Raw genomic sequence first — 24,507 nt, forward strand, 5'->3', positions numbered from 1 at the left:
GAATAGTATTGGTAAACATTAAATCTTTCTTCTCTCGTTCCATCCTGTAATAGTAGGCAGTTCCAAAGTATATCTTGGCTTCCTTTCTGTTGTGAAACTTCTTTCCTGTTGGCAGATGAATTATCATATCAGTTTAAATATCAGTGAATTAATAAGCCAACTTCTGCAATGAGATATAATAGGTAGCAACCTTTCCATTCTTCTTTCTCCTTGTCTTTAGATAGTTATTAAGATTAGCCCACAATCCAATGTGAACCTTGTTATCTTTTACTCCCTGTTTAAGAGCCTTAACTCTTATCTGCTCATAAGTAAATTCTTCCATTTTAGATATTCTGAATAGTTTGTAAGTCCGTCAATCTATGTGGTGGGATTATCTGCTTGTAGTACTGTAAAGATAGTAACTCCATAAGTGAGAAACTAATGATAAGACCACACATTTAGTAATCAGACTTTAGACTATTCAGAATTTCTAAGAACTTGGGGAGAACAAGCCCACCTGTCACATGGGCTTTGCTCCGTAGTATGTATTATGCTTCTAAAGCATTTTGTAGCATTGCTTGAAAATCATCATCTTCCTTTATTTTCTTTAGTTTGTCATCATTAAGTTCTAATTGTTTTAGCTTATCCAAAGCCTTGAATGCTTGTTCTTCGCCATGTACTTTAGCATAACTGTTAAATCCTTTAATGAAGTAACGTTTAGTGAGAAATGTGACGCTGATTTTGGCAGCTTTGCATAGAGTTATAAAATCGTTACCTCTCTTGATGTCAACTATGGCATCTTTTGGTAGATTGTATTCTTCTCTTCTTAAAACCTTGTTCAATATCTTCTCTGGAATGTTCTTCTTGGTATAAATCAGACCTGCTGTCGTAGGATTGAATCCCTGTTGGATTAGTTCAGCCATATTCTCAAAGAGTTCATCTTTGGATGTCAAGGCAGCAACCCCTATCTTGGCTTTCATATCCCAATTACCAACTCTGTTGATTTCTTCCAAATAAGTTCCTATATCCTTAATATCCTTAACAAAGACATTGGGGATAGTCATATTACCTTTGACAGAGTTTAGTTTGGCAAATGCTGTGCTTCTGTGTTGACCGTCCAAGATTACAAAGTAGCCTTCTGCCTCTTCTTCTGTCAGAACTCTACCGTTTACATCTGTTACGACATATCCTGCCTTTATTAGTTTTGAAGCTTCTATCACGATGATGGGATAGGCTTCTTCATATTTGCCATTGTCAATAATAGCAATGAACGTATCTACTTTCTTTGAATCAATGCTTCTGTTATGTTTTACAAAGGCAATCTTCTTAGAGACCTTCTCCTCAGTTTTAGTTAATTGGAATGTAATAGGTTCGTCTTTAAGTGTGAGGGCTTTACTATTCTTCTCTTCAATAGCCTGCTTTAATTGTTTCACAATTAACTCTTGGGCGTGTAGAACGGTTTCTCCCAACTGTCTGTTAACTATGTTCTTCAAATCTCTTTCAGCTTTAATCAACTGTTGTTGTAAGCTGAGAGTGCGCACTGCCTTTCCTGCTTTAGCATTAGCTACTGATTTGCTGGTTGCAGTCTTTCCTGCTGTCTTAGTCATTGTTTTCATTGTCATCTTGTTTTTAATTATCAAATTAAGTTCTTTGTAACCGTCCAACCTATGCGCACTTGGCTTTCTGATTACGCTGCAAAACTACTTGCTTCTGGGCTGATTAAAAGAGAGAAATTAATGGGTGGTTTTACTTTCCCTCTTAATTGTCAGCTCGTCCGCTATCGTTTTGACGCTGCAAAGATGGGATATAATGGCAGGATTAAAAGAGAGAAAAAAAGTCCTGCTCTTATGTACCCTCTTAATGGTACGGAGCAGGACTGTATTAATTATCAGAAGTTTATTAGAAGTATATGCTGTTCGCAGTATCAATTCTCTTGTCTTTATATTGCTTGATGTAACCTTTTAGGACATCTTCATCATCTGAGAATTTACTATGTTTAGATAGCTTAGTGAAGTAGATAAGCCTTGATATGAGCAATGTCTTACTAAGTGATATGGTGCTTCCTTTCTTCTGTCTGACATTAAACAGCTTATTATATGGCTCTAAATTGAAGAAGTCATTGAACATCTTATAGAACAGCCATATCTGAACGGATTCCTTTTCTTCTGCATGGGTGCTTATGCTGACTTGTTGGTTCTGCATCCAAGGATGTTCCTCTATCTCTTTTAGGTTGTTGGCAATGATAGTAGCCAAGTAACCTATTGCATTGGCATTGTCAATTACTATCTGATGCTTGCCTTCAATCTTTACAGAGACGGTAATAGGCTTTTTAAAACTTACTCCAAATTGGTTAATCTCCTTATGGTTGTCAGCTATGGCTTTGGCGAATTTGATGAGTTGTTCTATTCCAATGCCTGTAGCTTTCATTCCGTCCAAGCACGTTCCACAAGTATAGTCAAAGATGAACAGGAGTAGAAACCAGAACTTATCTATATCAACTCCCAAACCTTTCAATGTATTCTGTATGTCCTCATTGGCTATATAATCTTCGTATGTGAAATTACCATATAGTTCATTCTGATTGTATCTTCTTATGAATAGGGGTAAGGCGGTAGTGCCGCAGACGTATCTTTCTCCTGTGGCTGGATCTATATCTACGTCTGGAACATATTTAACGGCTATGGCTTCCATGTATTCCAAACGAGTATCAATGCTTATGTAATCTTCCTTTAGCTTCTCCATAATTATTAGTTTAAGGCAAAATTAAAAAATAATCCCCACCTGCATTGCTACAAGTGAGGAATTTGTGGATAGGATATGCTTTAGTAATCAGAAGCTCCTGTAAACGTATCCATGAGTTTATCCATCTGCTCACCTATGCACTTGTCTATCAGCTTTGCATAGTGGGCAGTCATTCGTGTATTGGTATGTCCTAACATCTTAGAAATAACTTCCAGCGATATGTTATTGGCTAAAGTAATTGTACTTGCAAAGGTGTGCCTACTTGTGTGGAAGCAAATTCGTTTATTAATTCCACAAAGTATAGCTATATCCTTTAGATATTTGTTGATGTCCGCAGGGTCTTGAATAGGGAGTAATTTCTCTCCACCTTTGTACTTATCCAATATCAGTTTGGCGATGGGGAGTAGGGGAATGCGTGATAGAACCCCTGTCTTAACCCTACGTTTCTTAATCCATATTCTGCCAGTGTTATCTTTCTCAAAGTGTTCTGGTGTCAAGGTCTTAATGTCAATGTAGCTAAGCCCTGTGAAGCACCCAAAGAGAAACATATCTTTAGCTCGTTCCAATCTTGGTAGGGGAGTATCAAAGTTGATAATCTTCCTCAATTCTTCTTCATCCAAGAAATCCACTTCTACGGGTTCGCGTTCTACTTTATAAGCATTTACAGGATTGTAGGATATATAAGAGTTGGCGACAGCTAAATTTAGCAACTTCTTTAAGAACTTTAAATGTTTGGTGCAGGAGTTTTGTCCCATCTTCTTCTCTCCTAAAAGGAAAGCATGGAATCCTTGAATGAAGCCCAAGTTTATCTCTCTTAAATATAAGTCCTTACGCTCATATTTCTTCTGAATAAACTCTTTGAATAATCTGCCTGTATATTCAAACACCCAATAAGTGGCAGGGGCAACAGTTTTACCTACCATTGCTTTGCGCTCTGTATTATGTTCGTTCAGAACATCCAATAAAGTCTTCTCGTTCAGAGCTTCCACCTTATCTGTGATAGCTTCTTTTAATAGTTCAGCAGTGATAAGATACCCCTTTTGGAGTAGCTCAATTTCTTTTTGATATATCTTATTCCGTAGTTGAATCAGATAACCGTTGATTAGCTGCGCTTCTTCACTCTTGCCTTTTACAGCTTGCTTCTCTTTGTTCCAGTCAGCAGCAGGTACGTGTTTACCTGTACTAAAGTAGATTCTCTTTCCGTTAGTGGTGATTGAAACCTCAATAGGTGATAGACCTTTTTTGTTTTGCTTACTTTCTCTTAATGAAAAGTAAACCATTGTACAATGTTTCTCCATTTTAAATTAAATGTTATATGGAGTGTATCGCATTGTATTATAGTTGATTATGCCAATTCTTGCAGCCGTTTTTTAAGAATGGCAAATTCGGCTGCAAATCGGCTGCAAAAGTAACCTGTTTATGGCTTGATTTGAGGGGTAATTGGCTACTCTTTACATGAGTTGTTTGGACTTAAATAAAGCAGGATTTATCTTGTTATCTCCTTACTGATTCACCATTCATTCACTCCAAATAATGAGTGATGCAAGGTGCTTCAATCTGTTATCTAAGTCAAGTTACCACAAATAAAAAACTCCTGCAACCATAAGGATTACAGGAGTTTATCTGTATTAAGTAACTTAAATTACTTGCTCAAAGCAGTAGCCACGTCTACAGCACAAGCCACTGTACATCCTACCATCGGGTTGTTACCGATGCCGAGGAATCCCATCATTTCCACGTGAGCAGGAACTGATGAAGAACCAGCGAACTGAGCATCTGAGTGCATACGACCCATAGTATCGGTCATACCGTAAGAAGCAGGACCAGCAGCCATGTTATCCGGGTGAAGTGTACGACCTGTACCACCACCTGATGCTACTGAGAAGTAAGGTTTACCTGCAAGAACACGTTCTTTCTTGTAAGTACCTGCAACCGGGTGCTGGAAACGAGTCGGGTTAGTAGAGTTACCTGTAATAGATACGTCTACACCTTCTTTCCACATGATAGCTACACCTTCGCGAACGTCGTCAGCTCCGTAGCATTTTACTTTTGCACGAGGACCGTCAGAGTAAGCGATTTCACGAACAACTTTCAGTTCACCAGTGTAATAGTCGAACTGAGTCTGAACGTATGTAAATCCGTTGATACGAGAGATGATCTGTGCAGCGTCTTTACCCAGACCGTTCAAGATACAACGCAGAGGTTCTTTACGTACTTTGTCTGCTTTAGCAGCGATTTTGATAGCACCTTCAGCAGCAGCGAATGATTCGTGACCAGCCAAGAATGCGAAACATTTAGTTTCTTCGCGTAGCAACATAGCAGCCAGGTTACCATGACCAAGACCTACTTTACGGTCGTCAGCAACAGAACCCGGGATACAGAATGACTGCAGACCGATACCGATAGCTTCAGCAGCTTCAGCAGCGTTTTTGCAACCTTTCTTCAATGCAATGGCACAACCTACAACGTAAGCCCATTTTGCATTTTCGAAGCAGATAGGCTGAGTTTCTTCACATGTCTTATAAGGATCAAGACCATACTGTTCGCAGATAGCGTTAGCTTCTTCGATGTCTTTGATACCGTTAGCGTTCAAAGCAGCAAGAATCTGTTTGATACGACGGTCCTGGCTTTCAAATTTTACTTCTCTAATCATAATGTTCTTTCCTCCTTATATTATTCCTGACGTGGGTCAATGTGTTTAACTGCGCCTTGTTCTGCTGTGAAGCGTCCGTAAGTACCTGTTACTTTCTTCAGTGCTTCATTTGCATCAGTGCCTTTCTTGATCTCATCCATGAATTTGCCCAGATGAACGAATTCGTATCCGCAGATTTCATCGTTCTTGTCAAGAGCGATAGTCTTGATGTAACCTTCTGCCATTTCCAAATAACGAGGACCTTTAGCCAAAGTACCATATAAAGTACCTACCTGGCTACGCAGACCTTTACCCAAGTCTTCCAGACCTGCACCGATCATCAGACCGCCTTCAGAGAAAGCTGACTGAGTACGTCCGTATACAATCTGCAAGAACAGTTCACGCATAGCTGTGTTGATAGCATCGCAAACCAAGTCAGTGTTCAAAGCTTCCAAAACTGTCTTACCCGGCAGGATTTCAGATGCCATAGCAGCTGAGTGAGTCATACCAGAGCAACCGATAGTTTCAACCAATGCTTCCTGGATAACACCTTCCTTAACGTTCAGAGTCAGTTTACAAGCACCCTGCTGAGGAGCACACCAACCAATACCGTGAGTCAAACCAGAGATATCTTTAATTTCTTTTGATTTAACCCATTTTCCTTCTTCAGGAATTGGAGCCGGACCATGATTAGGTCCTTTTTTTACAACACACATGTGTTCAACTTCGTGTGAATAAGTCATATTCTTTACGTTTTATTGGTAATAAAAAATAAGTATTTCGTAAACCGTGGATAAAAGAATTTCTTCTTTAATCCGAACGCAAAGTTAGTCGTTTTATTTCAGTTATGCAATGTACTTACCTAAACTTTTTATGGGCTTTTAATGATATTTTTTATGTATCTCTCTGTTTTGTAATCTCTACATGCCAAAAAGTTTTTCATCTTCCGGAAGAATGATTTATCTTTGCAGACAGATGTATAACCAAGAAATTGCACCATAAATGGTGGTTAATAATAAATAGGTATATGGAAGTGTGCAAAATAACAGTAACTGATGCTGCCTTGCGAAAAGGAGCGGAAGAGGGAATGGACGGCTTTTTGCAGGTTTTTATTGACAAATATCTGGAGGTAACCGGTGGTGAAATAAATAAGGAAACCATGCCTTTGCTCAATGGCTGGCAACATTCTTTGCTGGGATATCATTTCTTCCGTCAGGAAGTGATGGAAGGTGGCTTTGTACAGCTGATCCAGAACGGATATGGACCTTATATTTTCGACAATCCTTTTGCAAAGGCGATGAGACTTTTTGGTGCCAAGGATTTCTCAAAACTGCTTTATGAGGCAAAAAAGATCTATGATGCAAATCGGGAAAATCTGGAGCGAGATTGTACGGATGATGAATTTATGGCAAAATATGAAAAATATGAGGCTTTTGACGATTTGGAAGAATCATATATGGATATGGAAGAAATAGTTACGGCAAAGATTGCAGAGTATGTTGATGAGCATCTGGATCAGTTTGCGAAGATTGTAGAATGATAACAGATGTTAAATAGATAATGCTGATGCAGTCTTTGAAGGAGGTAATCATTTATCTGAGTGAATAAAAGAAAAAATTAATGCTAATAAAATAATGAAATGATTATGAAAAAAACGGGATTGGCAGTATTTTTTGCTGCATTGATGAGTGTATTAGGATTGACTTCGTGCCTGAATGGAGACGGAGATACTTCCGGAGTTGGACAGGCATGGGTAAAGGTTTCCGGTTTTCCTGGATTTTATACGTTTACGACGGCTGATGGATATACGATTAATCCAACTAATCAGAGTGTATTGACTTCTGAACTCGGTGCTGATTATGCATATTTGATTTATCAGTATGATGAAACCAGTCTGGTAGAAGGTTCCAAGGAAATGAATGTTGCTTTGACCGGATGTATGCCGATTAAGACGGCTAATGCTTATTCGTCGGTAGAGCAGATGGATTCATTGTATGCCAATGCTCCTCTTTCTTCCGTAAGCGAACAGACTGGTCCTCTGTTCTGGGATAAAGAAAATGTTTTTATTCCGATCAGCTATTATATCACTCAGACTTCTGATGATACGGCTAAGAATACAGAGTTGAACAAGCATAATTTCCAGATTTATTATGATGTGAACGGAGGAAGTGATACAGAATTGGTACTGAAACTTCGTCACAATGTTGCTGATCCTGACAATAATTCAAAACGTCTTGTTTCTGTATGGGAATATAAACATTTCAATTTGGCTCAGGCTTTGAACGCTTTTTCAATGGCTAAAGGCAGACAGCCTTCTACAATCTCAATTGAATATGAAAAAGGATATTCTGGCGATTATACAGCTGGAAACATTCAGTTGACAAAGCATTCTATCGATTATCAGAGTATCCTGGATGCATTGAATAGTTCTCAGAAATAACTAGGTGTAAAAACATTCAGAAAGAGGCTGGACTTAAGGATGAGTTCAGTCTCTTTTTTTTATGGAGATATCATTCTTTTTTTATACATTTGCGATTCATTTGATTATTAACGTAAAAAAAGAAACATTGAATTATAAAGATTTATTTCAAAAAGTCATATCCCTTTTGTCTGCTCCAGGAAAGGCATGGGATGAGATCGAGCAGCGGTCTGAAGGACGGGCTGTCATGACTTCCTTTGTTTATCCGTTGATTGGCTTGTGTGGCTTGTCAGAGTTTGTGGGAAGCTTTATTGGAAAAGATTTGGATCCGGAACTTTTTCAGGTTGCGCTTACGCGGTGCTGTGCGGTTGCCGTAGCCTTGTTCGGTGGTTTCTTTTTGGCGGTTTATTTGCTGGAGAAACTGGGAGAACACTGGCTGGTCCGTTTTGAGTCACATGAGCGGATGATGGTCTTTGTCGGCTATTCACTGGTCGTTACTTTTGTTTTGGATATTATTAGCGGGCTTTTCTCGATAGCCGTGCTCCACTGGATTCTTCAGGTATATACCTTATTTATTGTATTTGAGGGTGCACGACGGTTAATGAAGGTGGAAGAGTCCCGATTGACCGGTTACACGGTTATAGCCACTATTATTATCCTCCTGTGTCCGACGCTGATTGAATTTATATTTAATAAATTGTCTGTTATATTGAACTGATGAAAACAACTGCTTCTACTAATATTAATATCAAGAACAAGCGTGCCTCTTTCGATTACGAATTCATTGACACGTATACGGCAGGTATCGTCTTGACCGGTACTGAGATAAAGTCTATCAGACAGGGAAAAGCCAGTCTGGTGGACACGTTCTGTTTCTTCTCACGGGGAGAGTTGTGGGTGAAGAATATGCATATTGCTGAATATTTCTACGGATCATATAACAATCATGCTGCCCGTCGTGACCGGAAATTACTTCTCACCAAAAAAGAGTTGAGGAAATTGCAACGCACATCGGATGAACCTGGTTTTACAATTGTTCCGACCCGTCTCTTTATCAATGAAAGAGGATTGGCCAAGGTGGTCATTGCTCTGGCTAAAGGAAAGAAGCAGTATGACAAGCGTCAGACTTTGAAAGAGAAGGAAGACAGGCGTATGATGGACAGAATGTTTAAAAGATAATACATGCAGAATCTGATAAAGGAACGTATCCTGGTGCTTGACGGCGCAATGGGTACGATGATACAACAATACAACTTGACGGAAGCGGATTTCCGTGGCGAACGTTTTCAGGATATTCCCGGACAATTAAAAGGAAACAATGACCTGTTGTGCCTGACACGTCCCGATGTTATAGAGGAAATCCATCGGAAATATCTTGAAGCTGGTGCTGATATTATTGAAACCAATACATTCAATGCGACTTCGGTGTCAATGGCTGATTATCATATGCAGCCTTATTGTCGGGAAATCAATCTGGCGGCAGCATGTCTGGCGCGGAAGATTGCGGATGAATATACAGCTCGCACCCCTCAGAAGCCTCGTTTTGTAGCGGGTTCCGTAGGGCCTACCAATAAGACCTGTTCGATGAGTCCGGATGTCAATGATCCGGCTTTTCGTGCCTTGACCTTCGATGTACTTGAAGCGGCATATATAGAACAGATGGAGGCCTTGTTGGAAGGAGGGGTAGATGCCATTCTGATTGAAACTATTTTTGATACACTGAATGCAAAGGCGGCTATCCGTGCGGCAGAGCTTTCCATGCAGAAGACAGGAAGAAAAGTTCCTTTGATGCTTTCCGTCACCGTTTCTGATGTGGCGGGACGAACTTTGTCGGGACAGACTTTGGATGCTTTTCTGGCTTCCGTCCAGCATGCAGATATTTTCTCGGTCGGTTTGAACTGTTCATTCGGTGCCAAACAATTGAAACCTTTCCTGGAACAACTGGCCCGGCGTGCACCTTATTATATTAGTGCTTATCCGAATGCCGGACTTCCGAACAGTCTGGGACAATACGACCAGACTCCTGAAGACATGGCGGCTGAGGTGAAAGAATATATTGATGAGGGGCTGGTAAACATCATCGGAGGATGTTGTGGTACAACCGAAGCATATATTGCCCGTTACCAGGATTTGCTGGCAGGAGCTGTTCCGCATAAACCGGCAACGCCTTCTCCGTATTTATGGTTGTCGGGTTTGGAATTGCTTGAAGTTACGCCGGAAATAAACTTTGTGAATGTAGGCGAACGATGCAATGTGGCCGGTTCTCGTAAATTTCTCCGGCTGATTAATGAGAAGAAATATGACGAAGCGCTTTCCATTGCCCGTCAGCAGGTGGAAGACGGTGCGCAGATTATTGATGTGAACATGGATGACGGCTTGCTGGATGCGGCAGCCGAGATGACCACCTTCTTGAATCTGGTTGCTTCGGAACCTGATATTGCCCGTGTACCCGTGATGATTGATTCTTCGAAATGGGATGTCATTCTTGCGGGACTGAAATGTATGCAGGGTAAGTGTGTCGTTAATTCCATTTCCCTGAAAGAAGGGGAAGAAGTCTTTATCGAGCATGCCCGTATGGTGAAACAATACGGGGCTGCCGTGATTGTGATGGCCTTTGATGAAAAAGGGCAGGCGGATACTTTTGCCCGTAAGATTGAGGTTTGTGAACGGGCTTATCGCATTCTGACCGGGAAAGTAGGCTTCCGTCCTCAGGATATTATCTTCGATCCCAATGTTCTGGCTGTAGCCACGGGAATAGAAGAGCATAACAATTATGCCGTTGACTTCATCCAGGCGGCAGGATGGATCCGCCGGAATCTTCCGGGAGCACATGTGAGTGGCGGAGTGAGCAACCTGTCGTTCTCGTTCCGCGGAAATAATTATATCCGTGAAGCCATGCATGCGGTTTTTCTTTACCACGCTATCCGCGAGGGAATGGATATGGGAATTGTAAATCCGGCTTCATCCGTACTTTATACGGATATTCCGGCTGATATTCTGGAGCGCATTGAGGATGTGGTACTCAACCGCAGACCGGATGCGGCAGAACGTCTGATTGAAACGGCAGAACGTCTCAAGGCCGAAAAAGAAGGTACGTCCGGACAGACTTCTGCTACGTCTCATTTGTCCTGGCGGGAAGGAACGACGGTGGAAGAACGTTTGCAATATGCTTTGGTAAAAGGAATCGGAGATTATTTGGATGAAGACCTGCATGAAGCATTGAAACGCTATCCGAATGCCGTGAGTATTATTGAAGGGCCTTTGATGGCAGGAATGAACCATGTGGGTGACTTGTTCGGTTCGGGTAAAATGTTTTTGCCGCAGGTTGTCAAGACGGCACGTACCATGAAGCGTGCGGTGGCTATTCTGCAACCTTATATTGAGGCTGAGAAAACAGAAGGCCATAGTGCCGGAAAAGTATTGCTGGCTACGGTGAAAGGAGATGTACACGATATTGGTAAGAATATTGTCGGAGTAGTCATGGCTTGCAATGGTTATGAAATTATTGACCTGGGCGTGATGGTTCCGGCTGAACGTATCATTGAAACGGCAGTTCGGGAAAAAGTAGATATTATCGGTTTGAGCGGACTGATTACTCCTTCACTGGAGGAGATGGTTCATGTGGTGAGCGAACTGGAACGTGCCGGACTGGATATTCCGGTGATGATTGGTGGTGCAACGACCTCCAAATTGCATACGGCATTAAAGATTGCTCCGGTCTATCATGCACCGGTTGTTTATATGAAGGATGCTTCGCTTAATGCGCCGATAGCTTCCCGTCTGATGAATTTTGATCTTCGGGCGTCGTTTGCTGAGGAGCTGGAAGATGAGTATGAACGCCTTCGGGAGACCAGCCAGACACGTCAGGTGAAGACGGTTTCCTTGTCGGAAGCTCAGAAAAATAAGCTGGATCTTTGGAGTGAGAAATAAGATCCGGAGTCGGTTTCGCGAATTCCGGATTACACTTCCCCTTGTCACGGATAAAAGGTGGCAAGGGGAAGTTTTTTTTATGTCAGATGGAATGTATGTGTAGGAAAATATGTTTAAGAAAAGCATTTAATCTATATTAACTATGAATCTTAGTTTTGAAACTAATAAATATAGTTCTTTGTGAAAAATCCGGATATATATTGGAGAGTTTGTCCGGATAAACGATGTTTCATTAAGAATAATAGATATGAGAAGGCTTGTTTTTTATGGCTGTTTTTTCCTGTTGGTATGGAATGTATCTTTGATTTATGCACAGGACAAGGAAATCGTTCGCCAGGCTTTGGCCTGCAAAGATTATGACCGGGTTATTGAAGAAACCAATCGGGCCGATACGTTGGATGCAGAATGCCGCGAGTGGCGTTTGCAGGCGTTCCGGGCTTTGGGACGCTGGACGGACGTACGTAATTTGCTGGAAGAAGCGCTGTCCGCTGATACGACTCAGGCCGGAGTATATGCTGATCTGGCTGATTGTTACCGCCAGCAGGGAAATGTCCGGAAAGCTTCCGGACTTTATGCCCATGCGGTGCGTATGGCTCCGGAAGTGGACTATTTGCGCCGGCGTTATGTGCAGAGCCTGCTTTCCTTGGAAGACTATGCACAGGTCCGGAAGGCCTGTCATGACTGGCTTTCCCATGACTCGCTTTCGGCAGAAGCCTATCGTTTTCTGGGGCAGAGCTTCGAAGCGGTTGACAGTCTGGTTCCTGCCTTTTTAGGTTACCGGGCGGCATATCGTCTGGATTCTCTCGATGCACAGACGGTAGCGCGTGTAGCCAATATCTTCAACAGTAGCGAGCAATATGAAGACGCTCTCGAAGTGACAGAAAAATACCGTCTGACGGATACGACCAGTCTTGATGTGAACCGGCAGAACGCAAAGGCTTATTGTTTGCTGGAACGATATCCGGAAGCCATCCGGCGTTATGAGGCCTTGAAGCAGGCAGGCGACCGTTCGTTTCTTACTTATTATTATCTGGGAGTTTCTTATTATGGAGACAATTGGTTTTATGGGGCTTACGATAATCTGAAAGAAGCTTTGAAAAAAGCTCCTCCTTCACCGGCCAATATCCATACGCTGGTTTACTTTGCCCGGGCAGCTTCCCGTACTTCCTGGAAAGATGAAGGAGTGAAGGCCATGGAAAAAGCAATGGAATATCTGTTGCCTGCGGATAGCTTGAAAGGAGTGATGTATGGAACACTGGCAGAGTGCTATGAATTGAACCGGGATAGCGAGGGGCAGATACGCGCTCTGAAGAAACGGTACGAATGTATGCCGAACCGGGTTTTGCTTTATCGCATCGGCATGTGTTATTACTGGCGAAAGGACTGGGACAATGCCATTCAATATTTGCGCCGTTATATGGCAGAAGTGCCCGAGAAAGAACGCGAAGCTCGGGATGAAAAGGGGAATCTCAAAAAGGATACCAAAACCTATTATCAGAATGCGGAAGACTATATAAAGAAGATCGAAGAAGAGCGTTTCTTCGAGGGGAAGAAATAGCTCTTCTTTTTTATCCTTGTCAGAGGGAGGCCAGGAACTCTTCTGCTTGTGTCAGGGTTTCGGGCTTCCCGATGTCGATGAGGCGCAATGTATCGGTCAGACGGCCTCCGATACGGGCTTCGCGGCAAGTCTGGAGGTAAAAGTCCATAATCGAAAATTTGCCGGTCCACCGTTCGTCCATGTAATGGAACAGGGAAGGAGAGATCACATGAATGCCGCTGAATGCATATTCGTGGTGATGTTCCGGATTGTATGCGAAGCCTTCGGGCTTGGTTTGCAGGGTATCTTTGTTGATCCATCCGCAGAGGCGTTTTTCATCGTCGAACAGAAGATAGCGGATCGTTTTCCGTCGACTGGCCAGCAGGGTAGCATCATTTCCGCTTTGCCGGTGATATTCATACAAGGCTTTCAGGTCAGTATCTGAAAGAATATCCACGTTGTGTATCAGAAAAGGCTCGTTTCCGCGGAAGAAGGGTTCTGCTTTCCGGATTCCGCCTCCCGTATCGAGCAGGCAGTCACGTTCGTCACTGATATGGATGGTCAGTCCGAAATTCTGGTTTGCCCGAAGAAAATCAAGGATCTGTTCACCGAAATGATGAATGTTGATCACCAGTTCGTTGAATCCTGCCGCTTTCAGTTTCAGGATTACGTGCTCCAGCATGGGGCGTCCGGCCACGGGCACCAGTGCCTTGGGCATATGGTCGGTGAGAGGTTTCAGGCGGGTTCCGAGACCCGCCGCAAAGATCATGGCTTTCATGAGTGAAGAATTTGTCAGGGTTCGAAAGTTTCTCTTATCTGTTGTTCCCGGTGAATCAGTTCCACCCGGATGCCGTATTTCCGGTGCAGATGCTCGGCTGTATGCTGGGCAGAATAGACAGAACGGTGTTGGCCGCCCGTACATCCGAAACAAACCTGGAGATGAGTAAACCCTCTTTCCAGATAGCGTTCCACATGAGCATCCACCAGCGCATCGGTATGTTCCAGAAAACGGAGAATCTCACCGTCCTCTTCCAGAAAACGGATCACGGGCTCGTCTCTTCCGGTCAATGGCTTGTAACGGTCATACCGGCCGGGATTATGTACGCTCCGGCAATCGAATACATATCCGCCTCCATTTTCCGAAGGATCTTCCGGAATGCCTTTGCGGTAGGAGAAACTCATCACCCGCACGGTCAGTTTCCGGCGGTTGCATGCCGCGGCGAATTGTTTTTGTCCGGCCATGGTTTTCAGTACCTCACAGAGGTAGGGATATTCCGGATAAGGTTCTTCCAGCAAGGCCTGAAGATTGGCAATGGCATAAGGAATGCTTTCCAGAAAATGAGGTTTCTGTTCGAAGTAACCTCTGAATCCGTAAGCTCCCAGTACCTGGAGGGTGCGGAAAAGTACAAACAGGCGGAGCTGGTTTTCAAAATCTGCGGCATCCATCGGGCAATAAGCTTGAAGAGCCTGGCGATACACTTCAGCCAGTTTCCGGCGAAGATTGTCGGGAAAGTTGGCCTTGGCCTGCCAGAGGAAGGAAGCAACGTCATAGAGCACCGGCCCGCGACGTCCGCCCTGAAAGTCGATGAAGCGGGGAGATTCCTGACTGATCATCACGTTGCGGCTCTGGAAATCGCGGTACATGAAAGCACGGGGAGAAGCCTGAGCGAGTGTGTCGGCCATCCGTTCGAAGTCATCTTCCAGCCGGTCTTCCTGAAACTCCGTCCCGGTGGCTTTCAGAAAGCAGTATTTAAAATAGTTCAAGTCCCAGAGTGCACTCCGCCGGTTGAATTCAGGTTGCGGATAACACTTCCCGAAGTCCATGCCTTCCGCTCCTTCAAACTGGAAGCGGGCGAGATCCTGCATCGTCCGTGTCAGAAGCTTTAAGGTCGGTTCGTCAAAATCTTGTCCCCGGCGGTTCTTGATCAGATCGAACAATTGCGTATTCCCCAGATCTTCCTGAAGATATGCGTTCTGGTCGTCGGATACGGCAAATACTCTCGGAACGGGCAGGCCTTTGTGGTGGAAATGGGAGGCCATGTAGAGGAATGTCCGGTTTTCTTCCACGGAAGTACCGATGACTCCGATCAGGGTTTGTTCTCCTTTCAGACGGAAATAGCGGCGGTTGGAGCCGGCCCCGGGAAGGGGTTCGATGGCTTCGGGAGCTTTTCCGGTGAAGGTCTTGTATAGAGTTTCCAGTATGTCGGTATTCATGAGTTCTTTTTTGTAAGATTTATTTAAAACATTTCAAAAGTACAATACTTTTTCCGAATTTGCTTACTTTTGCATGGAATTTTAAAATGGTATGACTATGTTTATGAATGTAAGGAAACTGATTCTGGCAGGAGCCGCTTCGTTGCTTGTTGTGGCTTGTGCGCAGGAGAAAAAAGAAGGTTATGTGATTGAAGGCGAAATAGCCGGTATCCAGACTGGTACCATTTATCTGAAATGCTATCGGAACGGAGCCTTTGAAGAGGTGGATTCGGCCGCCATTGAGAATGGAAAGTTTACGTTCAAGGGTACCTCCGACGAACCGTTGGCATATGCTCTTACTACGGTGAAGGAGAACAAGCGTCCGCAGGTATTTTTCCTGAGCAATGAAAGTGTGCAGGTGAAACTGGACGAGATGCAGAAACAACTCCAGGTATCCGGATCTCCGGAACAGGATCTTTATGCACAATATGAGGGCCGGGTAAGTGAAGATGCGGCGTTGATGGACAGCCTGTTTGCCCGTCATTCCGATTCCCCCGTCAGTGCTTATTTGTTTGTACGCAATCTGCTTTCGCGTCTGGACTATGCTTCGGTGAAGGCTTACCGCGACCGGCTGGATGCTTCGCTGGAAGGAACGGAGTATGTGCGTCAGATTGATGCCCAGCTTGCTTTGCTGTCCCGTCTTCAGGTAGGTGCTGAGGCTCCTGATTTTACGTTGCCCGATGCGGAAGGAAACGATGTCCGTTTGTCATCGTTCCGTGGAAAATATGTACTGATTGACTTCTGGGCATCCTGGTGTCCCGATTGCCGGAAGGAAAATCCGGTCATCGTGAAGGCATGGAATCAGTTCAAGGATAAGAATTTTACGATTCTCGGTGTGTCACTCGACCGCAAGAAGGAGCCGTGGCTTCAGGCCATCGAAAAAGACGGACTGACCTGGACTCATGTCTGTGACTTCAAGGACTGGAACTCGGACGTGGCAAAGATGTATGCCGTAAAGTGGATTCCGAAGAGTTTCCTGCTTGATCCGGAAGGAAAGATTGTAGCCAGCGGGCTGGAAGGAGATGCGCTCCTGGATAAGTTGCAGGAAGTCCTGAAATAAAGAGGAAGGAACGGGCCGGACCGGCAGGAGATATCCTGAAAAAAGCCCGTGAACTTTTTAAAAAAGAATTCGGCGTGTTGATGAAAACGTTTCGGCGTTTGGATCAACACGCCGAAGCGTTTTTATTCTCTCATTTTCTCGGCCAGATACTGTCCCGTATACGAGGCGGCACATCGGGCGACTTCTTCCGGTGTACCGGCCACGACAAGATTACCGCCCTGATCTCCTCCTTCCGGTCCCAGATCGATGACATAGTCGGCACACTTGATGACGTCCATGTTGTGTTCGATAATCACGACGGTATGTCCGCGGCTGATCAGTGCATCGAAAGCCTCGAGCAGTTTCTTGATGTCGTGGAAATGAAGTCCGGTAGTCGGCTCATCGAACACGAAAATGGTTGGTTGTGCCTTTTCGATGCTCAGGAAATAAGCCAGCTTGACACGCTGGTTTTCACCTCCTGAAAGAGTGGATGACGACTGGCCCAGCTTGATGTATCCCAATCCCACTTCCTGCAGGGGCTCCAGGCGTTTCACGATCTTCTTCTGGTTGTGCTGGGTGAAGAACTCAACGGCCTGGTTAACCGTCATCTCAAGTATATCGTAAATGTTCTTTCCTTCGAATTTCACTTCCAGGGTATCGCTCTTGAAACGTTTGCCGTGACAGGACTCACATTCCAGTACCAGGTCGGCCATGAATTGCATCTCTACGGTCACCGTACCTTCTCCCTTACACTCTTCGCACCGTCCGCCTTCGGTATTGAATGAAAAATAGCCGGCGGTATAACCCATCTGTTTAGCCAGAGGCTGTTCCGCAAAGAGTTTCCGGATCTCGTCGTACGCCTTCACGTAAGTCACGGGATTGCTTCGGGAAGATTTTCCGATCGGGTTCTGATCAACAAATTCAATATCGTTCACCATCTTGATATCACCTTCCAGGGAGATGAATTCGCCCGGACGGTCACTGGCCTCACTATATTCGCGCTTGAGGGCCTTGTAGAAAATGTCACGTACCAGCGTACTTTTACCCGAACCGCTGACTCCTGTAACGACGGTCATGACATTGAGCGGGAAACGGACATCAATTCCTTTCAGATTGTTTTCGCGGGCTCCCTTGATCTCGATGAAGTTGTTCCAGGAACGGTGTGTTGCCGGTAGCGGAATGGTTTCTTCACCCAGCAGGTAACGGACGGTGTAACTGTTGCTTCCTTTCTTCAGGTCTTTCATGTCGCCCTGGTAGACAATTTCTCCACCCAGGCGTCCTGCTTTCGGACCGATGTCGATGATGTAGTCGGCCGCCCGGATGATTTCCTCATCGTGTTCCACGACGACAACCGTATTCCCGAGTTGTTGTAACTGGCGCAACACTTTGATCAGCTTGTCGGTATCCCGGCTATGCAGGCCGATGCTGGGTTCGTCGAGGATGTAGAGCGAACCGATCAGACTGCTTCCCAGAGAGGTGGCCAGATTGATGCGCTGGCTTTCTCCTCCCGAGAGCGAATTGCTCAGACGGTTGAGTGTCAGGTATCCCAGGCCAACGTCGGTCAGGAAGTTGAGCCGGTTGTTTATTTCATTCAGCAGACGCTTGGCGATGGCCTGATCGTGTTCGTCGAGCGTCAGGGTGCGGAAGAATTCCTTGAGACGGTAGACCGGCATTTCTACGAGCTCGGTAATGTTTCGTCCGCCCACCTTGATATAGTTGGCTTCTTTCTTCAGGCGTCCTCCGTGACAGGTCGGGCAGACGGTTTTTCCCCGGTAACGGGCGAGCATGACCCGGTACTGGATCTTGTACTGGTTTTCTTCAAGCATTTTGAAGAACGAGTCGATGCATACCTTTTCGCGCGGTCCGTGCCAGAGATAATCCTTCTGCTCCTGAGTCAGTTCATAGTAAGGAGTGAAGATCGGGAAGTCATGTGCCGGAGCTTCCCGCAGGAATTCGGAAAGCCATTCGCCCATTTTCTCTCCCCGCCAGCAGATAACGGCTCCGTCGTAGACACTCAGGGCGCGGTTGGGGATGACGAGATGTTCATCGATGCCGATGATTTTTCCGAAGCCTTCGCAGGTGGGGCAGGCTCCGATCGGCGAATTGAATGAAAACATCTGGTCGCTGGGTTCCTCGAACTTGATTCCGTCCGCTTCAAACTTGGTGCTGAAACGATGAAGCTGAGTCTGTCCGTCGGGCAGGTAGAAACGCAGGAGACAGGCTCCGTCGCCTTCATACATGGCCGTTTCGGCGGAGTCGGTCAGACGGCTGACGGCATCCTTCGTGTCGTCACAACTCATGCGGTCCACCAGCAGGTAGATCTGGTCATCGGGCTGATAGGTATATTCTTCGATGCGGATCATTTCTCCGTTTACCTCCAGACGGGTGAACCCCTGCTTCATGTCCATGTCAATCTGTTCGGCTACGGTACGTCCTTCGCGCGGAAGAATCGGAGTGAGTACGGTGTAGCGGGTTCCTTTCGGATAGGAGAGCATGCAATGGACGATATCCTCCGGGCTGTCTTTCTTCACCAGTTGTCCGCTTACGGGCGAATAGGTTTTTCCGATACGGGCAAACAGAAGGCGCAGATACTCGTAGATTTCGGTGGAGGTTCCGACGGTGGAACGCGGGTTCCGGCTCACTACCTTCTGTTCGATGGCAATGGCGGGCGGAATGCCTTTGATAAAGTCACATTCAGGCTTGCTCATTCTTCCGAGGAACTGGCGGGCATACGAGGAAAGGCTTTCCACATAGCGCCGTTGTCCTTCGGCATAGAGCGTGTCGAACGCCAGCGAGGATTTTCCCGAGCCCGACAATCCGGTGATAACCACCAGCTTGTTGCGCGGGATATCTACGTCAATGTTTTTCAGGTTGTTGACTTTAGCTCCTTTGATGGATATATAGTTACTTTCAGCCATGTTCGTTTTTCGTTTAGATGAGTGTACAAAGATAGCGATTTTTGGCTATCTTTGCGGCTCGAAGCAATCGAAATCGACAACAAATGCTAAATATGAAATTAAGAATCTTACTTGTAGTCTTGATGACATGGATGGGGGCCTTCTGCCTGTCGGCCCAGTCCCGATATCCCAAGCGTGAATTCCGCGGAGCGTGGATACAATGTGTGAACGGCCAGTTCCAGGGTATGCCGACCCAGAAAATGAAGCAGACACTGATCAGTCAGCTCGATAATCTGAAGGGTGCCGGAATCAATGCCATAATCTTTCAGGTGCGTGCCGAGGCCGATGCCTTGTACCGTTCCAGCTACGAGCCCTGGAGCCGTTTTCTGACGGGTGTTCAGGGAAAAGCCCCGCAACCCATGTGGGATCCTCTCCAGTTTATGGTGGAAGAATGTCACAAGCGCGGCATGGAGCTGCATGCCTGGATCAATCCTTACCGGGCACAGACCAAGGGAACGACGGCTCTTTCGCCCATGCATCCTTATAACCGCTATCCGGAACTCTTTGTCCGCTATGCCGGCCAGCTTTACTTTGATCCGGGATATCCTGAATCGCGGAAATACATTTGCAAGATTGTACGTGACATCGTGACGCGTTATGACATTGATGCCATTCATATGGATGATTATTTCTATCCTTATCCGAATCCGGGCGAGGAATTTCCGGATGATGTAAGTTTCGCGGCTTACGGAAGAGGATTTACAAACCGTGCCGACTGGCGCCGTGACAATGTGAACGTACTGATCAAGGAAATTCACGAAACGGTACGCGCCTGCAAGCCGTGGGTGAAGTTTGGTGTATCGCCTTTCGGTATTTACCGCAACCAGAAGAATGATCCGAACGGAAGTGCAACCCGCGGACTCCAGAACTATGATGATTTGTATGCCGATGTCCTGTTGTGGGTAAACAACGGATGGGTGGACTATAACATTCCGCAGATCTATTGGGAAATCGGACATCCGGCGGCCGATTATGATACGCTTATCCGCTGGTGGGCGAAACATTCGGCAGCCCGTCCTCTCTTTATCGGACAGGATGTGGTACGCACCGTGACGAAAGCCGACCTTCAGAATCCCCAGCAAAGCCAGATTCCGGCCAAGTATCGTTTGCAACGTTCGTTGCCTACGGTTCAGGGAAGTTGTCAGTGGTATGCGGCCGCCGTGGTGGAGAACCGCGGACATTACCGTGATCTGCTGGTGAGCGAATACCACAAGTATCCGGCGCTGATTCCGGTTTCACCCTTCATGGACGACAAGGCACCGGGTAAAGTGAAGAAGCTGAAGCCTGTCTGGACGGAAGACGGCTACATCCTGTTCTGGACCGAACCGAAAGCCAAGACGGAAATGGATAAGGCTGTTCAGTATGTCATATACCGTTTTAACAACAAGGAAAAGGTAGATTTGCATGATCCGTCTCATATTGTTGCCATTACGCGCGACAATTTCTACAAACTTCCTTACGAGAGCGGCGACGTGAAGTATCAGTATGTGGTGACGGCACTCGACCGCCTGCATAATGAGTCGAAAGCCGTAAAGAAGAAAGTCAAACTCTGATTCGTTTCACCATGGAGAATGATGATAGGAAATGGGAGATTCTCCAGAGCGAGTATCTCATCAAGCGCCCCTGGCTTACGGCACGACGTGACCGGGTGCGCCTGCCCAATGGGGTGATCAACGACGAATATTATGTCCTTGAATACCCCGACTGGGTCAATGTGATTGCCATTACGAAAGAAGGAGATTTCCTGATGGAACGCCAGTACCGGCACGGTCTGCAATGGACGGGTTATGAACTTTGTGCCGGAGTGTGCGAGGCTGGTGAAGATCCGCTGGAATCTGCCCGCCGCGAGCTTTATGAAGAAACAGGCTATGCCGGAGGGGAATGGGTGAAGCACATGACGATTTCCGCAAACACGAGTACCATGACGAATCTTTGTCATTGCTTTGTGGCAACGGGAGTGGAGCGTGTATCCGGCCAGCATCTGGAAGAAACGGAGGATATTTCGGTTCATCTCCTTTCGGTGGACGAGGTACGCCGCCTGCTTACGGGTAATGAGATCCGCCAGGCGCTGATGGCTGCTCCTTTATGGAAATACTTTGCAGAGCATCATTTGCTGTAAAATAAGACAGGGGCGGAGCATAATGTTCCGTCCTGTGTTATTTGAGTAAAATAGAAGGGGGTAGTGGAGCATACCGGACTCGAACCGGTCACCTCGACACTGCCAGTGTCGCGCTCTAGCCAGATGAGCTAATGCCCCTTGTCTGAATTTCTTCGCGAAGATAAGACATGAATCGATTTCCGGCAATGATTCCTGCTTTTTTTCTTTTCTTGTGAAACAATATTTAACAAAACTGAAAGTTATGGATATACAGATTCGAAAAGCCCTGCCGGCTGATCTGGACGTATTGATGGATATCTTTGAGGTGGCACGCCGTTTCATGCAGGCCACCGGCAATCCGAACCAGTGGATCAACGGCTATCCCGGACGGGAACTGATGGAGCGTGAAGTGGAAGCCGGACATTGCTTTGTGTGCATCGATGACCGGCAGGAAATCATCGGTACTTTTTGCTTTATTTTGGGTGAAGATCCCACCTATGCTTACATTGAGGACGGCTCCTGGCCCGATCAGGAACCTTATGGAGTGATTCACCGGCTGGCTTCCCGGGGCACTTGTCCGGGAGTGGCTGAGGCTTGCGTCCGCTGGTGTGTCGGTCAGGGAGTCCATCTTCGGGCAGATACTCATGCCGATAACCGCGTCATGCAGCATATTCTGGAGAAGCAGGGCTTCGTAAGATGCGGAATTATCTATGTGGCCAACGATACTCCGCGCATTGCTTTTCAGCGAGGATAGGATCATTTTTCTAAATAAGTCTTAATTGATAAATATTTTCCGCCGGAAATTTTTTCTAATTGCAATAATTTATTTCCTTTGCAAAAAGTTTCCATTAGAAATTAAATATTTATCAAGATAGATTATGAAATACGTCATTATTGGAGGGGTGGCCGGTGGAGCCACGGCGGCGGCACGCATCCGTCGCAATACGGAAAAGGCAGAAATCATTCTGTTTGAACGGGGTGAATACATTTCGTATGCCAATTGCGGATTACCTTATTATATAGGAGGTGTTATTGAGGAGCGGGAGCGTTTGTTTGTCCAGACTCCCGAAGCCTTCGGCAAGCGTTTCAACATCGATGTACGTACCCGTTCGGAAGTGACGGGAATTGATACCGCCGGAAAGCAGGTAACCGTCCGTACGTCCGAAGGCCGGGTGTACACGGAAAGCTATGACAAGCTGCTTCTTTCACCGGGTGCGTCTCCGGTGCGTCCTCCTCTGCCCGGAATTGAAAGCCGGGGAATTTTTACCTTGCGCAATGTGAACGATACCGACCGCATCAAGCAATACATGAACGAGCATGCGGTGAAGCGTGCCGTCATTGTGGGAGGAGGTTTTATCGGACTGGAGATGGCTGAGAATCTTCATCATGCCGGAGCTGAAGTATCTGTTGTGGAAATGGCAGATCAGGTGATGGGCCCCATCGACTATTCCATGGCTGCTCTGGTTCACGAGCACCTGCTTCAGAAAGGAGTGAAACTTTATCTGAAACAGGCCGTCGAGTCATTTGAGGAAACTTCACAAGGGCTGGCCGTGCATTTCAAGTCTGGTGTCCGTCTGGAAGCCGATCTTGTGATCCTTTCCATCGGCGTACGTGCCGAAACCCGGCTGGCCGAGCAAGCCGGTCTGAAACTGGGGGAAATGAAGGGTATCTACGTGGACGAATATCTGATGACTTCCCAGTCTGATGTCTATGCCGTTGGCGATGCCATTGAATATCCGCATCCGATTACCGGTAAGCCCTGGCTGAACTTTCTGGCAGGTCCGGCCAACCGCCAGGCACGTATCGTGGCCGACAACATGGTGTTTGGAAACCGCATCAAGTACGAGGGATCCGTGGGTACTGCCATTGCCAAGGTATTCGATATGACCGTTGCTTCTACGGGACTTCCCGCCAAACGCCTGAAACAATTCCAGTTGCCTTATCTTTCGGCTACCATCCATTCCGGTTCTCATGCCGGTTATTATCCCGGTTCGCTTCAGATGGATATCAAGATCACTTTCTCGCCGGAGGACGGACGTCTCTACGGAGCGCAGATCGTGGGGTATGACGGAGTAGACAAACGGATTGATGAATACGCCCTTGTCGTAAAACGCGGAGGTACGGTCTATGACCTGACGGAACTGGAGCATGCATATGCACCTCCATTCTCTTCGGCCAAAGATCCGGTAGCCGTATCGGGCTACGTAGCCGGCAATATCCTGAGCGGAAAGATGACTCCCCTTTACTGGCGTGAACTTCGTGATGCTGACCTGAGCGGAGTGACACTGGTGGACGTGCGTACCGCCGATGAATATGCACTTGGCCGTATCCCGGGAGCCGTGAATGTGCCCCTTGACGACCTTCGTGCCCGTCTTTCGGAAATCCCGGCCGACAAGCCCGTATGGCTGTATTGCGGAGTAGGTCTGCGTGGGTACCTTGCTTCGAACATCCTCAAGGAAAACGGTTACAAGGAAGTACGCAATCTGATCGGTGGTCTGAAAACCTACAAGGCGGCCATCGCTCCCTTGCCTTCCCCCGAAGATTATGCTCCCACCTGCGGAGGTGGCTGTTCTGCTCCGAAGGAAAATACAGAATGCCGGCCGGCCAGGGTGCTGAAACTGGATGCTTGCGGACTCCAGTGTCCGGGACCGGTTCTGAAACTCAAGCAACACATGGATAACCTGAAGCCCGGTGAGCGTCTGGAAGTTTCGGCTACGGATGCCGGATTCCCGCGCGACGCCGAAGCCTGGTGCCGGTCGACGGGCAACCGCTTCCTTTCGAAGACTTCCGGCAAGGGAGTATATCAGGTCGTAGTGGAAAAAGCAGCATGCGGATCAGCTCCGTCCGTTCCGTCGGAAGGCGATAAAGGAAAAACTTTTATTCTTTTTAGCGATGACCTTGATAAAACTTTAGCTACCTTT

19 protein-coding genes and 1 tRNA gene are annotated in these 24,507 nt (G+C 46.2%); 11 read left to right on the forward strand and 9 right to left on the reverse strand.

Going from position 1 to position 24,507, the window contains the following annotated elements:
* Positions 1 to 527: 527 nt before the first annotated feature.
* From BACCOPRO_RS12490 to BACCOPRO_RS12510, 5 genes are all read right to left on the reverse strand, one after another.
* A complete protein-coding gene (locus BACCOPRO_RS12490; protein WP_004310790.1) occupies positions 528 to 1,595 on the reverse strand; it encodes a hypothetical protein in 1,068 nt (355 codons plus the stop codon).
* Between the two features lie 283 nt (positions 1,596 to 1,878).
* Positions 1,879 to 2,721: a hypothetical protein gene (locus BACCOPRO_RS12495; RefSeq protein ID WP_004310791.1), complete on the reverse strand. Its 843-nt coding sequence runs from the start codon at positions 2,719 to 2,721 to the stop codon at positions 1,879 to 1,881.
* A gap of 80 nt (positions 2,722 to 2,801) precedes the next feature.
* Positions 2,802 to 4,019 carry a site-specific integrase gene (locus BACCOPRO_RS12500; protein ID WP_008144212.1) on the reverse strand — a complete coding sequence of 406 codons (1,218 nt, stop codon included), beginning with the start codon at positions 4,017 to 4,019 and terminating at the stop codon, positions 2,802 to 2,804.
* A 344-nt stretch (positions 4,020 to 4,363) separates the two neighbouring features.
* A complete protein-coding gene (locus BACCOPRO_RS12505) occupies positions 4,364 to 5,374 on the reverse strand; it encodes a GGGtGRT protein (RefSeq protein ID WP_008144213.1) in 1,011 nt (336 codons plus the stop codon).
* A gap of 20 nt (positions 5,375 to 5,394) precedes the next feature.
* A complete protein-coding gene (locus BACCOPRO_RS12510) occupies positions 5,395 to 6,096 on the reverse strand; it encodes an iron-sulfur cluster assembly scaffold protein (protein ID WP_008144214.1) in 702 nt (233 codons plus the stop codon).
* A gap of 284 nt (positions 6,097 to 6,380) precedes the next feature.
* Here BACCOPRO_RS12510 and BACCOPRO_RS12515 point away from each other — a divergent pair, with 284 nt between their 5' ends.
* The 6 genes from BACCOPRO_RS12515 (at position 6,381) to BACCOPRO_RS12540 (ending at position 13,260) form a co-directional block, all read left to right on the forward strand.
* Positions 6,381 to 6,893: a DMP19 family protein gene (locus BACCOPRO_RS12515; RefSeq protein ID WP_008144216.1), complete on the forward strand. Its 513-nt coding sequence runs from the start codon at positions 6,381 to 6,383 to the stop codon at positions 6,891 to 6,893.
* A 105-nt stretch (positions 6,894 to 6,998) separates the two neighbouring features.
* Positions 6,999 to 7,793, forward strand: coding sequence for a hypothetical protein (locus BACCOPRO_RS12520; protein ID WP_155819188.1), 795 nt, complete (start codon positions 6,999 to 7,001; stop codon positions 7,791 to 7,793).
* A 127-nt stretch (positions 7,794 to 7,920) separates the two neighbouring features.
* Positions 7,921 to 8,490 carry a Yip1 family protein gene (locus BACCOPRO_RS12525; RefSeq protein WP_040311520.1) on the forward strand — a complete coding sequence of 190 codons (570 nt, stop codon included), beginning with the start codon at positions 7,921 to 7,923 and terminating at the stop codon, positions 8,488 to 8,490.
* Entirely contained in the window at positions 8,490 to 8,951 is a 462-nt protein-coding gene (gene smpB / locus BACCOPRO_RS12530; protein ID WP_008144221.1) for an SsrA-binding protein, read from the forward strand. Before BACCOPRO_RS12525 ends, smpB begins: the two co-directional genes overlap by 1 nt.
* A gap of 3 nt (positions 8,952 to 8,954) precedes the next feature.
* On the forward strand, positions 8,955 to 11,702 hold the full coding sequence (gene metH / locus BACCOPRO_RS12535; RefSeq protein ID WP_008144223.1) for a methionine synthase: 2,748 nt from the start codon (positions 8,955 to 8,957) through the stop codon (positions 11,700 to 11,702).
* 247 nt (positions 11,703 to 11,949) lie between these two features.
* Positions 11,950 to 13,260 (forward strand): tetratricopeptide repeat protein, encoded by a 1,311-nt coding sequence (locus tag BACCOPRO_RS12540; RefSeq protein WP_008144225.1) that lies wholly within the window; start codon positions 11,950 to 11,952, stop codon positions 13,258 to 13,260.
* A gap of 19 nt (positions 13,261 to 13,279) precedes the next feature.
* Here BACCOPRO_RS12540 and BACCOPRO_RS12545 read toward each other — a convergent pair whose 3' ends face one another.
* Positions 13,280 to 14,017, reverse strand: a complete 738-nt coding sequence (locus BACCOPRO_RS12545) for a nucleotidyltransferase family protein (RefSeq protein ID WP_008144227.1) — start codon at positions 14,015 to 14,017, stop codon at positions 13,280 to 13,282.
* A gap of 14 nt (positions 14,018 to 14,031) precedes the next feature.
* Entirely contained in the window at positions 14,032 to 15,453 is a 1,422-nt protein-coding gene (locus BACCOPRO_RS12550; protein WP_008144228.1) for a RapZ C-terminal domain-containing protein, read from the reverse strand.
* Between the two features lie 97 nt (positions 15,454 to 15,550).
* Here BACCOPRO_RS12550 and BACCOPRO_RS12555 point away from each other — a divergent pair, with 97 nt between their 5' ends.
* On the forward strand, positions 15,551 to 16,552 hold the full coding sequence (locus tag BACCOPRO_RS12555; RefSeq protein WP_022278012.1) for a TlpA disulfide reductase family protein: 1,002 nt from the start codon (positions 15,551 to 15,553) through the stop codon (positions 16,550 to 16,552).
* A gap of 122 nt (positions 16,553 to 16,674) precedes the next feature.
* Here BACCOPRO_RS12555 and uvrA read toward each other — a convergent pair whose 3' ends face one another.
* A complete protein-coding gene (gene uvrA, locus BACCOPRO_RS12560; RefSeq protein ID WP_008144232.1) occupies positions 16,675 to 19,449 on the reverse strand; it encodes an excinuclease ABC subunit UvrA in 2,775 nt (924 codons plus the stop codon).
* Positions 19,450 to 19,541: 92 nt separating this feature from the next.
* Here uvrA and BACCOPRO_RS12565 point away from each other — a divergent pair, with 92 nt between their 5' ends.
* Together BACCOPRO_RS12565 and BACCOPRO_RS12570 are read left to right on the forward strand one after the other, a co-directional pair.
* Positions 19,542 to 21,041, forward strand: a complete 1,500-nt coding sequence (locus tag BACCOPRO_RS12565; protein WP_022278014.1) for a glycoside hydrolase family 10-like protein — start codon at positions 19,542 to 19,544, stop codon at positions 21,039 to 21,041.
* A gap of 11 nt (positions 21,042 to 21,052) precedes the next feature.
* Positions 21,053 to 21,607 carry an NUDIX hydrolase gene (locus BACCOPRO_RS12570; protein ID WP_008144236.1) on the forward strand — a complete coding sequence of 185 codons (555 nt, stop codon included), beginning with the start codon at positions 21,053 to 21,055 and terminating at the stop codon, positions 21,605 to 21,607.
* Positions 21,608 to 21,671: 64 nt separating this feature from the next.
* On the opposite strand, the gene BACCOPRO_RS12575 is transcribed toward BACCOPRO_RS12570, so the two are convergent.
* A tRNA-Ala gene (locus tag BACCOPRO_RS12575) sits at positions 21,672 to 21,745 on the reverse strand.
* Positions 21,746 to 21,848: 103 nt separating this feature from the next.
* Here BACCOPRO_RS12575 and BACCOPRO_RS12580 point away from each other — a divergent pair.
* Together BACCOPRO_RS12580 and BACCOPRO_RS12585 are read left to right on the forward strand one after the other, a co-directional pair.
* On the forward strand, positions 21,849 to 22,340 hold the full coding sequence (locus tag BACCOPRO_RS12580; RefSeq protein WP_040311488.1) for a GNAT family N-acetyltransferase: 492 nt from the start codon (positions 21,849 to 21,851) through the stop codon (positions 22,338 to 22,340).
* Positions 22,341 to 22,464: 124 nt separating this feature from the next.
* A partial coding sequence (locus tag BACCOPRO_RS12585; RefSeq protein WP_008144240.1) for an FAD-dependent oxidoreductase occupies positions 22,465 to 24,507 on the forward strand: 2,043 nt, incomplete at its 3' end.

This window comes from Phocaeicola coprophilus DSM 18228 = JCM 13818 (genome assembly GCF_000157915.1).
GTDB classification, from domain to species: Bacteria; Bacteroidota; Bacteroidia; order Bacteroidales; family Bacteroidaceae; genus Phocaeicola; species Phocaeicola coprophilus.

What these genes read in the sequence shown, in the direction of transcription:
- BACCOPRO_RS12570 (WP_008144236.1), top strand. Translation starts at nt 21,053, where the DNA reads ATGGAGAATGATGATAGGAAATGGGAGATTCTCCAGAGCGAGTATCTC.
- BACCOPRO_RS12505 (WP_008144213.1), bottom strand. Translation starts at nt 5,374, where the DNA reads ATGATTAGAGAAGTAAAATTTGAAAGCCAGGACCGTCGTATCAAACAG.
- BACCOPRO_RS12565 (WP_022278014.1), top strand. Translation starts at nt 19,542, where the DNA reads ATGAAATTAAGAATCTTACTTGTAGTCTTGATGACATGGATGGGGGCC.
- BACCOPRO_RS12500 (WP_008144212.1), bottom strand. Translation starts at nt 4,019, where the DNA reads ATGGAGAAACATTGTACAATGGTTTACTTTTCATTAAGAGAAAGTAAG.
- BACCOPRO_RS12490 (WP_004310790.1), bottom strand. Translation starts at nt 1,595, where the DNA reads ATGAAAACAATGACTAAGACAGCAGGAAAGACTGCAACCAGCAAATCA.
- BACCOPRO_RS12580 (WP_040311488.1), top strand. Translation starts at nt 21,849, where the DNA reads ATGGATATACAGATTCGAAAAGCCCTGCCGGCTGATCTGGACGTATTG.
- BACCOPRO_RS12515 (WP_008144216.1), top strand. Translation starts at nt 6,381, where the DNA reads ATGGAAGTGTGCAAAATAACAGTAACTGATGCTGCCTTGCGAAAAGGA.
- smpB (WP_008144221.1), top strand. Translation starts at nt 8,490, where the DNA reads ATGAAAACAACTGCTTCTACTAATATTAATATCAAGAACAAGCGTGCC.
- BACCOPRO_RS12510 (WP_008144214.1), bottom strand. Translation starts at nt 6,096, where the DNA reads ATGACTTATTCACACGAAGTTGAACACATGTGTGTTGTAAAAAAAGGA.
- metH (WP_008144223.1), top strand. Translation starts at nt 8,955, where the DNA reads ATGCAGAATCTGATAAAGGAACGTATCCTGGTGCTTGACGGCGCAATG.
- BACCOPRO_RS12540 (WP_008144225.1), top strand. Translation starts at nt 11,950, where the DNA reads ATGAGAAGGCTTGTTTTTTATGGCTGTTTTTTCCTGTTGGTATGGAAT.
- uvrA (WP_008144232.1), bottom strand. Translation starts at nt 19,449, where the DNA reads ATGGCTGAAAGTAACTATATATCCATCAAAGGAGCTAAAGTCAACAAC.
- BACCOPRO_RS12545 (WP_008144227.1), bottom strand. Translation starts at nt 14,017, where the DNA reads ATGAAAGCCATGATCTTTGCGGCGGGTCTCGGAACCCGCCTGAAACCT.
- BACCOPRO_RS12520 (WP_155819188.1), top strand. Translation starts at nt 6,999, where the DNA reads ATGAAAAAAACGGGATTGGCAGTATTTTTTGCTGCATTGATGAGTGTA.
- BACCOPRO_RS12555 (WP_022278012.1), top strand. Translation starts at nt 15,551, where the DNA reads ATGTTTATGAATGTAAGGAAACTGATTCTGGCAGGAGCCGCTTCGTTG.
- BACCOPRO_RS12550 (WP_008144228.1), bottom strand. Translation starts at nt 15,453, where the DNA reads ATGAATACCGACATACTGGAAACTCTATACAAGACCTTCACCGGAAAA.
- BACCOPRO_RS12495 (WP_004310791.1), bottom strand. Translation starts at nt 2,721, where the DNA reads ATGGAGAAGCTAAAGGAAGATTACATAAGCATTGATACTCGTTTGGAA.